This window comes from Acetobacter sp. AAB5, from assembly GCF_050106715.1.
Taxonomy (GTDB): domain Bacteria; phylum Pseudomonadota; class Alphaproteobacteria; order Acetobacterales; family Acetobacteraceae; genus Acetobacter; species Acetobacter oryzifermentans.
The window spans coordinates 24,099-37,905 of record NZ_JBNIEW010000013.1; the positions used below are offsets into that span (position 1 = coordinate 24,099).

Genomic DNA, 13,807 nt, shown 5'->3' on the forward strand with positions numbered 1-13,807 from the left:
GGTATGAAGCAGCTTCTGTTCTCCCTAAGGCACCTTCTTTCCCGCACACGCCTGCATTGGCTTTTGCGTTCTCTGGAGCGTAAAACGGTTGCCATTACGCTTGCTGCGTTGGCGTTGTGTTTGGGGTTTGCCACGTTTGTAGTGCTTTCAGGGGGGATGTCCTTTGGGCATTATTCCCTGATTGAACCCTTGCTGCTGTTCCTGAATGGTATGGTGCTGGCGCTGCTTGTGGTGGCCTTGGCTATCCGTATTGGCCCAATGGTGCGCGAGCATCGGAAGGGTTTGGCTGGGGCGCGGCTGCATGTGCGGCTGGTTACGCTGTTTGGCATTGTGGCTGTGGCCCCCACGCTGGTTGTGGGCGCGTTTGCAACGCTGTTTTTCCATTACGGCATTCAGATCTGGTTTTCAGACCGGGTTAACACAGCGTTGAATGAAGCTTTGCAGGCTTCTCGCGGGTATCTGGTGGAACATAACGCTAATATCCGCACAGATGCGTTCTCGATGGCCAATTACATCATGAGCGCCCAGAACGAACTGGCGGCCAGTGGCATGGATCTGTTTCAGGATCACGATGCCTTGGCGCAAATGCTGGATAGTCAGGCCACCATGCGCGGGCTGACAGAAGCCTTGGTGTATGACCCCATTACCAACAAGGTTGTGGCTGCGGGCGGGTTGATGAGCCGCACGGGGTATTTGCAGGAACTGCCCCCTCCTGCGGCTACGGTTATGGCGCGCTCAAACGATGTGGCTATTCTGGATTCTCCAGATGAACGCACAGTGCGGGCTGTGGTGGAACTTTCTCAAACGCCAGCGCTTATGCTGGTCATTACCCGGCTGGTTGATCCAACTATTCTGGAGCACATGCATCGCACGGAAAAGGTGGTGGCGGATTACAAGCGGCTGAGCAACAACCGCGCCAAGATCCAGCTGACATTTGTCATGATCTTTGCGTTGGTGGCGTTGCTGGTGCTTGCTGCTGCGGCCTTGATCGGGCTGGCGCTGGCAAACCAGATTGCGCGTCCGCTGGGTTTGTTAAGCGTAGCTGCGCGCCGGGTAAGTGAGGGGGATTTGGGTGTTCATGTGCCTGAAAATGACAGGGATGATGAAGTTGCCAGTCTTTCCCGCGCCTTTAACCGCATGACAGAAGAACTGGCCAGCCAGCGTTCGGAGTTGATGGCTGCATATGGGCAGATCAATGAGCGTCGGCGGTTTACAGAGGCCGTGCTTTCTGGCGTTTCAGCCGGTGTGATTGGGCTGGACGTTAAGCAGAATATCGAACTGCCAAATCGTGCTGCCTGTGTCTTGCTGCAAACAGATTTAATGGATGCCATTGGTGAGCCCTTGGCCCAACGCGTGCCGGAATTTTCCGAGTTTTTGCAAGAAGCACGTACAACCCCAGATGCTGTGCTCACGCGGGAAATTCAGATAGGTCAGCAAGCCAGCCAGCGCACCTTGTTGGTGCGTTTGGGGGCCGAGCTACGGGGCACGATTACCGAAGGGTACGTGATGACATTTGATGACATTACGGCCCTGCAACAGGCGCAGCGTAAAGCTGCATGGGCCGATGTGGCACGGCGTATTGCGCATGAAATCAAGAATCCGCTTACACCCATCCAACTGGCGGCTGAACGGTTAAAGCGGCGTTTTTTAAAAGAAATTACTTCCGATCCCGATACATTTTCGCAGTGTGCAGATACAATTGTGCGGCAGGTGGGGGATATCGGGCGCATGGTGGATGAGTTTTCGGCCTTTGCGCGTATGCCGCAGCCTGTCATGAAAGATGAGGATATTTCGCGTATTGTGCGTGAGGTGCTGGTTCTGCAAAGAAACGCACACCCAGAAATTGCCTATCATCTGGATATTCCAGACAGAGGCCCCAAAGCACGATGTGATAGAAGATTGATAAGTCAGGCACTTATTAATCTTTTGCAGAATGCAGCGGATGCCATTGCCATGACAGCCAGACAAGGCGAAGCTACAGATCAAGCACCCGCTACAAAGGGTGAAGTGTCGGTTCGGATTATAGAAGGGGCAGAAGATATCGCCATAGAAGTGGCAGATAACGGAGTTGGGCTTCCATCGGATGATAGAAATCGTCTGACGGAACCTTATGTGACGCACAAAGCCAAGGGTACTGGTTTAGGTTTGGCTATTGTGAAAAAGATCATGGAAGATCATGGTGGAACAGTGCGTCTGGAAGACAAAGCGGGAGAAAGAGGAACTGTGGCTACTCTGATTTTGTCGGTGAAAGACAACCATGGCGCATGAAATCCTGATTGTTGATGATGAACCCGATATCAGAATGCTGATTGAGGGCATTCTGAGTGATGAAGGTTATGAAACGCGCGTAGCCGCCAGTGCAGATACCGCATTGGCCGCTTTTCGGGCTCGTAGGCCATCACTTGTTATTCTGGATGTTTGGCTACAAGGGTCAGACATGGATGGTCTGGCCATTCTTCAGGCCATGAAAGCCGAGGAATCTTCGGTTCCTGTTGTCATGATTTCTGGCCATGGCACAATTGAAACAGCCGTGGCGGCGCTTCAGCATGGTGCTTACGATTTTATAGAAAAGCCATTTCAGGCAGATAGACTGCTGGTTATTGTGCGGCGTGCGCTGGAGGCCTCGCGGCTGGCGCGTGAGAACGAAGAACTGCGCATAAAAGCCGGGCAGGATACGGAACTGTTCGGTAACAGCGCCCAGATTGCAGCCGTTAGAAACCAGATAGAAAAAGTGGCCCCCACAGGTTCACGCGTACTTATCAGCGGTGGGCCGGGGTCTGGCAAGGAAGTGGCCGCCCGTATGATCCATGCCCGCTCCAAGCGGGAGGATGGCCCTTTTGTTGCGCTCAACTGCGCCACGCTGGCACCAGGACGGTTTGAGGAAGAACTGTTCGGGCTTGAAGGCGGCACAGAAGGCGTAGGCCGCCGTACCGGTGTGCTGGAACGCGCGCATGGTGGCACGCTTTTGCTGGATGAAGTGGCAGATATGCCGCTGGAAACACAGGGCAAGATTGTAAGAGCCTTGCAGGATCAGACATTCGAACGTCTGGGGGGTGATGCCCGCGTTAAAGTGGATGTGCGCGTGCTGGCTACCACCAACCGTGATTTGCAGGCTGAAATTATGGCCGGGCGTTTCCGGGAAGACCTGTATTACCGGTTGGCAGTTGTGCCGCTGCGCATGCCCGCGCTGCGAGAAAGGCGGGATGATATTCCCGGGCTTGCGGCCATGTTTTTGCGCCGCGCAGCAGAAATGGCTGGTTTGCCTACGCGTGAACTCTCGCCCGATGCCGTTGCCGCCCTTCAGGCTTATGATTGGCCGGGTAATGTGCGAGAACTGCGCAACCTGATGGAACGCGTGCTGATTATGCAGCCCGGCAGCAGCCAAGAGCCCATTCGGGCAGATATGCTGCCCTCTACTGTGGGGGAAAGTGCGCCCGCATTGCTGAAGTTTGATGCCTCAACAGATGTTATGGCGCTACCCCTAAGAGAAGCGCGTGATCTGTTTGAAACCCAGTATCTGCAAGCCCAGCTTTTGCGCTTTGGCGGAAATATCAGCCGTACAGCGCTGTTTGTGGGCATGGAGCGCAGCGCTTTGCATCGCAAACTTAAGCAGCTTGGTGTAACATCTGAGGAACGAGGCGCGGGCTGACATGTTTCAAGGTTGCAGGCTTTAGGCAGGCAGTCCGGCTAAAATATAATAATGAGAACGGAATAGGGCCTCACACTGTGGAAAAAGAGAGTGCATATAACGTGCAGGATGCGTTCCTGAACCAGATCCGGCGCTCACGCGCGGCTGTTACGGTGTTTCTGGTTAACGGCGTTAAGTTACAGGGATTTATTACATGGTTTGATGATGAGGTTGTTCTTTTACGGCGTGATGAACAAACCCAGCTTATCTACAAGCATGCCATCAGCACGGTAATGCCCAGCATTCCTGTCAATATTTCCGATTCCAACACTGCCGATGCGCAGGCAGACAGGGACCTTTCTCTTGGCGACGAGTTTCTCTGAAAAGAAAAAGAAAGTAGCAACCCGCGCGGCAGTTATTCTGCCGTGGGAGCGTTCTGCCCACGGGCAGGATGTGCGGGCCGCAGAGGCACGGTTGGAAGAAGCCGTGGGACTAACAGCCTCTATTGGGCTGGTTATTGTGCGCAAGGATGTATTGCTTCTGCGCAGCAGGCGTTCCGCTACCCTTTTAGGTAAGGGGCAGGTAGATTCCCTGCGTATTGCCGTTAAGGCAGATCAGGTTGATGTGGTGGTGGTGGATGCAAAGCTTAGCCCCGCCCAACAGCGTAATCTGGAAACAGAATGCGGTTGTAAGGTTATAGATCGTACCGGCCTTATTCTGGATATTTTTGGTGCCCGTGCCGCCACAAAGGAAGGCACCTTGCAGGTTGAACTTGCGCATCTGGAATATCAGCGTTCCCGCCTTGTGCGCTTGTGGACCCATCTTGAACGCCAGCGCGGTGGTTTTGGCTTTCTTGGCGGCCCCGGTGAAACCCAGATTGAAGCTGACCGGCGTATGATCGGTGATCGTATTGTGCGGCTTAAAAAAGATCTGGAACAGGTGCGGCGCACACGCGGGTTGCATAGGCAGGCACGTAAGCGCGTACCTTTTCCGGTGGTGGCTTTGGTGGGTTATACCAACGCAGGTAAATCCACGCTGTTCAATGCGCTTACGGGTGCCACTGTGTATGCGCAGGATCAGCTTTTTGCGACGCTAGACCCTACCATGCGCGCGATTGATCTGCCTTCTGGCCGTAGGGTTATTCTGTCTGACACGGTAGGATTTATCAGTGATCTGCCAACGGAGCTGATTGCGGCTTTCCGGGCCACGTTGGAAGAAGTGGCAGAGGCAGACATTATCCTGCATGTGCGCGATGTGGCGCATCCAGATAGCGCAGCCCAGAAAAAAGATGTGCTGGGTGTTCTGGAAGGCATGGCGAAGGATGACATGCTGGAGCAGGATTGGCCGGAACGCATAATTGAAGTGCTGAACAAGGTTGATCTGCTGGGTGGCCCAGAAGCTATTCCGCAAACAGAAGATACCATTGCTATTTCCGCTATTACAGGGGATGGCTTGGAAACACTTCTGGCACGTATTGATGCGCGTATTACACAAGGCATGGAAACGGTGCGTTACCGTTTGCCGCTGGCAGATGGAGCAGCCTCGGCTTGGCTTTATCAGCACGGTGAAGTTGTTGCGCGGGAAGATAAGGATGAACAGACAGATATTACTGTTCGTCTTTCAACAGAAGATCGCGCCCGGTTTGAGCGCCAGTTTTCCCACATCCAACCGATGATCGCTTAAAAAAAGCTCTGACATCAGGATAAATACTTTTAAAATCCTGATGTCAGATTTTTTATTCAGTCAAAATCTGTAGGCAACTCTGGGTCTGCTTGATGTGCAAAAAGCCGGGTAATTTCGTGCGGTGTAATGCGCCCGGTTGAAATATCCTGCGGGATATTGTCCTGTGCAAAAAAGCCAACTTCGCTTGTTTCAATACTGGTGGTAGCTTCACCCCCGGTTATTTCGCCCAGAAAGAATAGCTTGGTGACAGAAAAAGGTTCTGGCGGCATATGCCCTTGGCGGGCCCGATCCAGCGCCATGGCTAGTTTGGTAATCCGCACTGTATAACCAGTTTCTTCCCACACCTCTTTGGCCGCACATTCAGATGCTGTCAGGTTCACATCTGTCCAGCCACCGGGCACGGTCCAGCGGTTGCTGTCCAACACTTCGCGCACCATCAGCAAGCGGTTCTGGGCATCAAACACACCAACGCGCACTTCCAGCTTGGGCGTGGCGTAACCTGATTGCTGGCTAAACAGGTTTTCTATTTTTTGCACATCTACATGGCTGCCTTCGGCCATCATTTGCGCGGCCAGATTGCGCAGCATTTCATAGCGTTCTTTATCAAACGGGTCTTGCACATAGGTAAGCCCTGTCTGGGCAATGGCCTGAATTTCTCTGGCCCATACCAGCCAGACAGGTTCCGACATTCTACATTCCTTTGATCAGCAAGTTTCATAAAAAACGGGAAGGCCTAAGCCTTCCCGTTTTGTGTAACACACTCTGCCAAGGCAGAAATTACATAGCTGCTTCTGTTTGTGCCGCGGTTTTACCGTTAATCAGCAGGCCATCACCATTGGCGGAGATATTAACCGTTTCTCCATCAAGGATATTACCTTCCAGAAGCTGTTCTGCCAGCGGGTTTTGCAGCGTGCGCTGAATAACCCTTTTAAGCGGGCGGGCACCGTAAATGGGGTCATACCCTTCATTCGCCAGCCATGCTTCAGCCAGTTTATCCAAGTGCAGGCTGATTTTGCGATCATCCAGCAACTGCTGCAGGCGTGCAATCTGGATATCCACAATCTTGGTCATATCCGCTTTCTGCAACCGCGAGAACAGGATGATTTCATCCAGACGGTTCAGGAACTCAGGGCGGAAGTGCTCACGCACAACCTTCATCACCTGTGCCTGCACCATGTCAGGAGATTCCCCATCCGGTAGGTTGGCCAGATATTCAGAACCCAGATTACTGGTGAGAATGATAAGGGTGTTGCGGAAATCTACCGTGCGGCCCTGCCCATCCGTTAGGCGGCCATCATCCAGCACCTGAAGCAGAATGTTGAACACATCTTCATGTGCTTTTTCCACTTCATCAAACAGGATGACCTGATAGGGGCGACGGCGCACAGCTTCTGTCAGCACGCCACCTTCTTCATACCCCACATAACCCGGAGGGGCACCAATCAGGCGGGCCACTGCGTGCTTTTCCATGAACTCACTCATGTCGATACGCAGCAGGGCTTTATCATCATCAAACAGGAAGCGGGCCAGCGCTTTGGTCAGCTCTGTTTTACCAACACCTGTTGGGCCGAGGAACAGGAAGGAACCAATCGGGCGGTTGGGGTCCTGCAAGCCAGCACGGGCACGACGCACCGCGTTGGAAACAGCTTTAAGAGCTTGTTCCTGACCAACCACGGATTTACGCAGTTCGTCTTCCATACGTAGCAGCTTGGCGCGTTCACCTTCCAGCATCCGGTCAACCGGCACGCCAGTCCAGCGAGACACAACAGAAGCCACGCCCTGATCCGTAACAGCTTCGGAAACCAGATCATCTTTTTTGGCGGTTTCTTCTTCTGTTTTCTGAGCTTCTGCAATCTGGCCCTGCAAGTTGGGGATAACGCCATACATCAGTTCAGATGCGCGCCCCAAGTCACCTTTACGCTGTGCCACTTCTACATCGGAACGTGCTTGATCAAGCTGTTCCTGTAGTTTCTGAATGGTGTTTACGCGGTTCTTTTCTGCATGCCATGCGGCACTAAGCGTGTTGGACTTTTCTTCCAGATCAGCCAGTTCAGCTTCTACGGCTTCCAGGCGATCCTTGCTGGCCGTATCATCTTCCTTCTTCAGGGCTTCACGTTCGATTTTTAGCTGAATGATGCGGCGGTCCAGCTCGTCCAGTTCTTCGGGCTTGCTGTCAATCTGCATACGCAGGCGGCTTGCGGCTTCATCAATCAGATCAATCGCTTTATCGGGCAGAAAGCGGTCTGTGATGTAGCGGTTGGAAAGTGTAGCCGCGGCCACCAACGCGCCATCGGTAATACGCACACCATGATGGAGTTCGTATTTTTCCTTAATACCGCGCAGAATAGAGATTGTATCCGCAACAGAAGGCTCACCCACAAATACCGGCTGGAAGCGGCGGGCAAGGGCTGCATCTTTTTCAATATACTTGCGGTATTCATCCAGCGTGGTGGCGCCAATGCAGTGCAGTGTGCCGCGGGCTAGTTCCGGCTTGATGAGGTTGGAGGCATCCATCGCACCATCGGTGCGGCCTGCGCCAACCAGCGTGTGCATTTCATCAATAAACAGGATGATCTGGCCTTCGGCGGATTCAATTTCTTTCAGAACAGCTTTCAGGCGTTCTTCAAATTCACCGCGATATTTGGCGCCAGCAACCAGTGCGCCCATATCCAGAGAAAGCAGTTTTTTGTTTTTCAGCGCTTCGGGCACATCGCCATTAACAATACGCTGGGCCAAGCCTTCCACAATAGCGGTTTTACCCACACCGGGTTCACCAATCAGAACCGGATTGTTTTTGCTACGGCGGGCCAAAACCTGAATAGCACGGCGGATTTCTTCATCACGCCCAATAACGGGGTCTAGCTTGCCTTTAAGAGCAACTTCCGTGACATCACGGGCATATTTTTTAAGTGCATCAAAATTGGCTTCAGCGTTTTCGCTGGTCACTGTGCGTCCTTTGCGAATAGTCGTAATAGCTTTTTCAAGTGTATCAGCAGAGGCACCGTTTTCTTTTAATGCACGGCCTGCTGGCGTATCAGATGCGGCAATGGCTACAAGCAGCCTATCCTGCGCAACAAAGCTATCACCAGCTTTTTGGGCAGTTTGTTCTGCATTATCCAGAATACGCACCAGTTCCGGTGTTGCTGCTGGCTGGCCTGCACCGCTGCCCTGAACTTTTGGCAGTTTTGCCAAAGCCTGTTCGGTTGCGGCTTTTACAGCTTCCGGGTTGCCGCCAGCACTGCGAATAAGTGAGGAAGCAGCCCCTTCATTATCATCCAGCATGGCCTTGAGCAGATGCTCTGGTGTAAGCTGCTGGTTAAAATCACGTAAAGCTATTGTTTGCGCAGCCTGCAAAAAGCCGCGTGAACGATCTGTAAATTTTGCAATATCCATTATAATCCCTCTTGTCCCTTTTACATCAGGCGACTGAAGGCCCTGCTGGCACCCCATGCAGGCAATGTCAGCGTGGTCTCATTCTTCATAAATTGAGATTGGAATGTTGAGAGAGACAATCAAGGGGGCGTGATGCGTTTTCGTGCATGGGTGGTAGATGGTGCGGGCAGAACACCTTGAAGAAGCAGAGTTTCCAATAAAAAAGGCAGCACCCGGTAAGGTGCTGCCTTTAGTGTTTTCCCGGTAAGGAAAACTTACGCCGCGTTCAGCTGGGCTTCAGCGAATTCATAATTCGCCAGCTTGTCCAGGAAGTTGGTGACGTAGTCCGGACGACGGTTGCGGAAGTCCAGGTAGTAGGAATGTTCCCACACGTCCACTGTCAGCAGGGCCTTGCCCTGGCCTTCGGCCAGCGGGTTGGTGCCGTTAGGGGTTTTGGTGATGGCCAGCTTGCCATCCTTACCCAGAACCAGCCATGCCCAGCCAGAACCGAACTGAGAAACAGCAGCCTTGCGGAATTCTTCTTTGAAGGTGTCAATGCTGCCAAAATCGGCGGCAATTTTTGCAGCCAGCTTTTCTGGCATCACACCGCCGTTGGGGGAGAGGCAGTTCCAGAAGAAGGAATGGTTCCAATGCTGGCCAGCATTGTTGAACAGGCCGGTAAGGTCTGCTTTGCCGTGGGCAGCCAGAATGATTTCTTCCAAAGACTTACCCTGAAATTCGGGCTTGTCTTCCAGCAGCTTGTTCAGGGTGTTGACGTAGGCCAGATGATGCTTGCCATGATGGTATTCAAGCGTTTCTGGGCACATGCCACGTGGGCCAAGTGCGGTGGGAGCAAAGGGGAGGGCAGGCAGTTCAAAAGCCATTTTAATACTCCGTATTCTAAAGGCGGGGCGTGTGAGGGAACACACCTGAGTTCCAGAGCTATGGGCGCAGGGCAGATGCGTCAAGGGAAAGGCGCATGACATGTGCCTTGCGCAGCCATACTCACGGAAACTTGCCTTGCCAGTAGGGCGTACAATAAGGGCCTTCCGTTAGGAAAGCGGGATAATTCAAACGCATGGGCCATGCACAGGTTTCCCGCACATCAAGCTACGTTTGGGTAAGGGAGATATCGGGGCCTATGGCGCAGCAGGAACATCAGCCTCTTGCAATGGAGGTGCAAAAAGCTGTGCAGGCAGACCCGGACCGGGCGCTGTGTTTATGGTTTCTGCCGGCTTCTGTGCGTGATGCCGCTTATGTTCTTCTGGCTTTCCATAATGAGCTGATTCGCGCTTTGGCTCCCGCACGTTCTGCATCTGTGGCAGGGCCAATGGCTGGGTATATTCGCCTGCAATGGTGGCGAGAGGTGCTGGAGCAGCAACGTAAGCCAGAACATATTTTGGCCCCCGCACTTATGATGCTTGTGGAATCCGGACAAGTGCAACGTGAAACGTGCCTGAGAATGATTGCTGCGCGGGAAATGGAACTGGAGACCACGCAAGATGTAGAGCGCTGGGCGCTTATGATGCGCGATGGCGCTGGCGCTTTCCAACAGGCGGTAGGCGAACTTCTGGGTGTGCAGGATTCTGGTACGCTACAACGCTTGGCAGCCGGAGGGGCGGCCTACGGGGCTGGCTCCATGTTAAGGCATTGGCCGTTGCTTGCAGGGAGTGGCCGTTTTTTGTTTCCCGGCACGCAGGAACAGCTAAGGCAGGCAGGAAAGACATTTTTGCAAGAATGTGATTTTGAGGCTTTGGAGCCGCAATGCCGTAAAGCCGCTTTGCCTGCGGTGTTGGCAAAGCGTGATCTGGCGCGTGGGAGCGAGCAGGCAGGCCTGCCCCGCGGAATAGGGGACAGGCTTGCTGTATGCCGCGCTGGTATTCAGGCGTCGTTGGCGACAATTTTTTCCATCACGCCAATCAGAACCGAATAATCAGCATTTTCTGCCGCGCGGCGGGCAAGGGAAAGTTGCTGCGTAACGGCTGCCAACGTAGGTGCAGGAACAGCCAGCCGGGCTGCTGCATCCATAAGCAGGCGCATGTCTTTTTGCATCAGGCGAGCGGGGAACTGGGGGGAGAAATCTCCTGCCTTAGCCATTTTGATCTTGCGCTTGTGGTGCGGAGAAATAACAGCCATTTCATCCAGCGCATCAAACAGCATGGAACGATCCAGCCCAGCGGCCAGCCCGTAGGCAATACCTTCTGCCACAGCGGCCAGTCCGGCGCCCATAATGCCATTGATCACCAGTTTAAGGCGCGCACCGCTGCCAGATGGCCCAGCATGAATGGTAATGCGGCCAATTTTATCAAAAATGGGCTGAGCACGCGCAATGGCGGCATCATCTCCACCGGCCAGAATAACCAGGTTGGCAGATTCTGCTTCTGGTGTGCTGCCAGATACCGGACAATCTATAACGCAGATCTTTTTTTCCTGTCCGGCCTTTTGCAGGGCATCTGCGGCTTCTGGAGAAACGGAACTGGTATTCAGCAGTAAACCATCTGCCTTTATGTCTGCCAGAACGCCTTGTGGCCCGTACATGCTGGCGGCAAGGGCCTCATCATCCGGCACGCAGGCCAGAACAATATCTGCCTTGCTGGCCACTTCTGCCGGAGTGGGTAGAAAACGGGTTACGCCATCACCTCCCTTGCCAGAGGGAGTATAGGCAAGGGTTGCATATCCGGCTTTTTCTAGATGAGCAGCCATACGGCTGGCCATGGCGCCAAACCCAATAAAACCGATTGTCTGCTGAGTTGTCATGCTGAATGAACCTTTTTGTTTGTATGAGCAGAATTATAAACCTGAATAGCAAGATATGTCTTGGATAGGTTTGGGAAACACTGTTCGCGTTTACGTGTCTGGGCGTGATGTAATTTGTTACGATTGCACAGTATTCTTGCGCAATAAGGCTGATTTTGTAAGGGTAATCATGCACTCAGCGTAAGTGGCTGCGGTGCCTCAAACAGTGGAGAACAGAAAACCCCATGCCATCGCCCACCCCAGACCGAAGCCGGCGGTTTCGCCTTTCTCCCCTTACGCGGCAGGTATTGCTGTATGTGCTGTTCATGCTGCCAGCCGTCTCTTATCTGGCTGGTGCTTTTTCGGGGGATCTGGGGCCAAATCCATTTAAGACCTGTTTGCATGAATTCGGGCGTTATGCGTTTCGGTTCTTGCTTGTTTCTCTCATGATTTCGCCGCTCAAGCGGTTTTTGAAAATTGATTTAATGGTTTATCGCCGTCCGCTTGGGCTGTTGGCTTTCAGTTACGCAGCTTTGCACGTTACGCTTTATTTCTGGTGGGCACGCGGGTTTGATGTCCAGCGGATATGGAAAGACTTTTTAACACGGCCATTCCTGACATTCGGGCTACTTGCATTTTCTATTTTGATTGTGTTGGCAGCAACATCTACACGCAAATCCATTATACGGTTGGGTAAAAAATGGGCGCGTTTGCATCGTCTGGTATATGTCGCCATGGTTTTGGCATGTATCCATTACGCCATTGCATTTAAGCAGTGGTATATTGAACCTTTTATATATGCAGCTGTAGCGGCATGTGTGTTGGGTTTACGGCTTGTGCCAAAACCCGGGCTTAAAAAATCCTGAAATAAAAAGGAGGCATGAAAAATTCGTGCCTCCTTTTTAAAGGTTGTTCTGTTGTATAAATGGCCTAGGCCAGCAAGGTATCATGGCCCAAAGAGGCTAGAAGTTTTTCTGCCCGTTGATCAGCATGGATAATGGAAACTGTTTTCCCGCGTGTTTTTAGGCGAGATGCAATTTTTTCCAAGGCATCTGCTGCGCTGATATCCCAGATATGGGCATCTTCAAGATCAATTACGATGGTTGAAGCTGTGTCCTGAAAATCCACAGCATCGGCAAGAACGCTGGCTGAGGCAAAGAACATTTGCCCATGCACGTAGTAGGTACGCGTGTTGTTGCTTTCTGAAAATGTACTGCTTACCTGAACAAGTTTCATAACCTGAAAAGAGAAGAACAGCCCGTTCAATAACACACCGCAGGCTACGCCTGCCGCCAGATCATGCGTTAACACCACCACCAAAACAGTGGCCAGCATGACGGTAGAAGAAAGGCGCGGATGCTTTACCAGATCTTGTAGGGAAGACCATGAAAATGTGCTGACAGACACCATAATCATAATGGCCACCAGTGCAGCAACAGGTACTTGGGCTACAAAGCGGTGCAACACAACCAGCAATAGCAGCAAAAATGCCCCAGCCGTAAAGGTGGAAAGTCGGCCACGCCCGCCATACCGCAAGTTACCAACTGTTTGCCCAATCATACCGCAACCAGCCATGCCGCCGAATAGGCCCACCATGATATTGGAAAAACCAAGCCCGGTGCATTCCATGCGTTTGTTGCTGTGCGTGTCTGTTAATTCATCCACCACAGTGGCTGTCATGAGGGATTCCAAAAGGCCCACCATGGCCATGGCAAACGCATAAGGCAGCACAATTTTAAAAGTTTCTGCCGAAAAAGGCACATTTGGCAAAGTGAGATGCGGCAGGCCGGAGGGGAGTTCTCCCAGATCAGACACCACATGCACAGGCATAGGTACCGCAAAAGTAATGCCTGTTAGCACAAGAATACAGATTAAAGGGGAAGGTACAGCCGTGGTAATGCGCGGCAAAAGGTAAACAATAGCCAGCCCAAGTGCGATAAGTGCATAAGTATGCCACGTAACGTGCAGCATCTGCGGCACCTGCGCGGAAAAGATAAGAATACCCAGCGCGTTTACAAATCCGGTTTCCACCTCGCGCGAGACAAAGCGCATCATGCTTTGCAAACGCAGCAAACCGAAAATAATCTGGAACGCGCCCGCCAGCAGTGTGGCCAAAAGCAGATATTGCAGGCCGTGGCTATGCACGAGCTCGGCTGCAACAAGGGCAACAGACCCCGCAGCCCCGGAAATCATGCCCGGCCTGCCACCCGTAATGGCAATGGCAATACTGATAACGAACGAGGCAAATAGCCCCACAGAGGGCGCAACCCCAGCCACATAAGAAAAAGCAATAACTTCTGGAATAAGTGCAAAAGTGCCAACCATGCCGGCCAGAACATTGCGGACGGGCTGGTCTGTCCATTCATGAATATAGGTTTTAACTGTCAC

The 13,807-nt window shown here is 52.6% G+C and carries 11 protein-coding genes; 6 read left to right on the top strand and 5 right to left on the bottom strand.

Annotated features, from left to right (window positions below; all coding sequences use genetic code 11):
- The first annotated feature begins 3 nt into the window (after nucleotides 1–3).
- The 4 genes from ACP7IZ_RS11500 to hflX all read left to right on the top strand — a co-directional run bounded on the left by ACP7IZ_RS11500 (nucleotide 4) and on the right by hflX (nucleotide 5,311).
- Complete coding sequence (locus ACP7IZ_RS11500; RefSeq protein WP_426849297.1) at nucleotides 4–2,268, top strand: ATP-binding protein; 2,265 nt, start codon at nucleotides 4–6, stop codon at nucleotides 2,266–2,268.
- Complete coding sequence (locus ACP7IZ_RS11505) at nucleotides 2,258–3,649, top strand: sigma-54-dependent transcriptional regulator (protein ID WP_087636059.1); 1,392 nt, start codon at nucleotides 2,258–2,260, stop codon at nucleotides 3,647–3,649. Before ACP7IZ_RS11500 ends, ACP7IZ_RS11505 begins: the two co-directional genes overlap by 11 nt.
- A gap of 77 nt (nucleotides 3,650–3,726) precedes the next feature.
- Nucleotides 3,727–4,011 (top strand): RNA chaperone Hfq, encoded by a 285-nt coding sequence (gene hfq, locus ACP7IZ_RS11510; RefSeq protein WP_003624011.1) that lies wholly within the window; start codon nucleotides 3,727–3,729, stop codon nucleotides 4,009–4,011.
- On the top strand, nucleotides 3,965–5,311 hold the full coding sequence (gene hflX, locus ACP7IZ_RS11515) for a GTPase HflX (protein ID WP_426849300.1): 1,347 nt from the start codon (nucleotides 3,965–3,967) through the stop codon (nucleotides 5,309–5,311). Before hfq ends, hflX begins: the two co-directional genes overlap by 47 nt.
- A 56-nt stretch (nucleotides 5,312–5,367) precedes the next feature.
- On the opposite strand, the gene ACP7IZ_RS11520 is transcribed toward hflX, so the two are convergent.
- The 3 genes from ACP7IZ_RS11520 to ACP7IZ_RS11530 form a co-directional block, all read right to left on the bottom strand.
- A complete protein-coding gene (locus ACP7IZ_RS11520; RefSeq protein WP_426849301.1) occupies nucleotides 5,368–6,000 on the bottom strand; it encodes an NUDIX hydrolase in 633 nt (210 codons plus the stop codon).
- An 88-nt stretch (nucleotides 6,001–6,088) separates the two neighbouring features.
- Nucleotides 6,089–8,704, bottom strand: coding sequence for an ATP-dependent chaperone ClpB (gene clpB, locus ACP7IZ_RS11525; RefSeq protein ID WP_426849303.1), 2,616 nt, complete (start codon nucleotides 8,702–8,704; stop codon nucleotides 6,089–6,091).
- Nucleotides 8,705–8,958: 254 nt separating this feature from the next.
- Entirely contained in the window at nucleotides 8,959–9,567 is a 609-nt protein-coding gene (locus ACP7IZ_RS11530; RefSeq protein ID WP_035350597.1) for a superoxide dismutase, read from the bottom strand.
- 194 nt (nucleotides 9,568–9,761) lie between these two features.
- On the opposite strand from ACP7IZ_RS11530, the gene ACP7IZ_RS11535 reads away from it, so the two are divergent.
- Nucleotides 9,762–10,616, top strand: a complete 855-nt coding sequence (locus ACP7IZ_RS11535; protein WP_426849304.1) for a squalene/phytoene synthase family protein — start codon at nucleotides 9,762–9,764, stop codon at nucleotides 10,614–10,616.
- Here ACP7IZ_RS11535 and ACP7IZ_RS11540 read toward each other — a convergent pair.
- Nucleotides 10,565–11,440 (bottom strand): NAD(P)-dependent oxidoreductase, encoded by an 876-nt coding sequence (locus tag ACP7IZ_RS11540; RefSeq protein ID WP_426849305.1) that lies wholly within the window; start codon nucleotides 11,438–11,440, stop codon nucleotides 10,565–10,567. The genes ACP7IZ_RS11535 and ACP7IZ_RS11540 overlap by 52 nt on opposite strands.
- A 224-nt stretch (nucleotides 11,441–11,664) precedes the next feature.
- Between ACP7IZ_RS11540 and ACP7IZ_RS11545 the strand changes: the two genes are divergently transcribed.
- The gene (locus tag ACP7IZ_RS11545; RefSeq protein ID WP_426849307.1) at nucleotides 11,665–12,285 is read left to right on the top strand and encodes a sulfite oxidase heme-binding subunit YedZ; all 621 of its coding nucleotides are present in this window, start codon (nucleotides 11,665–11,667) and stop codon (nucleotides 12,283–12,285) included.
- A 64-nt stretch (nucleotides 12,286–12,349) separates the two neighbouring features.
- Here ACP7IZ_RS11545 and ACP7IZ_RS11550 read toward each other — a convergent pair whose 3' ends face one another.
- A complete protein-coding gene (locus ACP7IZ_RS11550; RefSeq protein ID WP_426849309.1) occupies nucleotides 12,350–13,807 on the bottom strand; it encodes a SulP family inorganic anion transporter in 1,458 nt (485 codons plus the stop codon).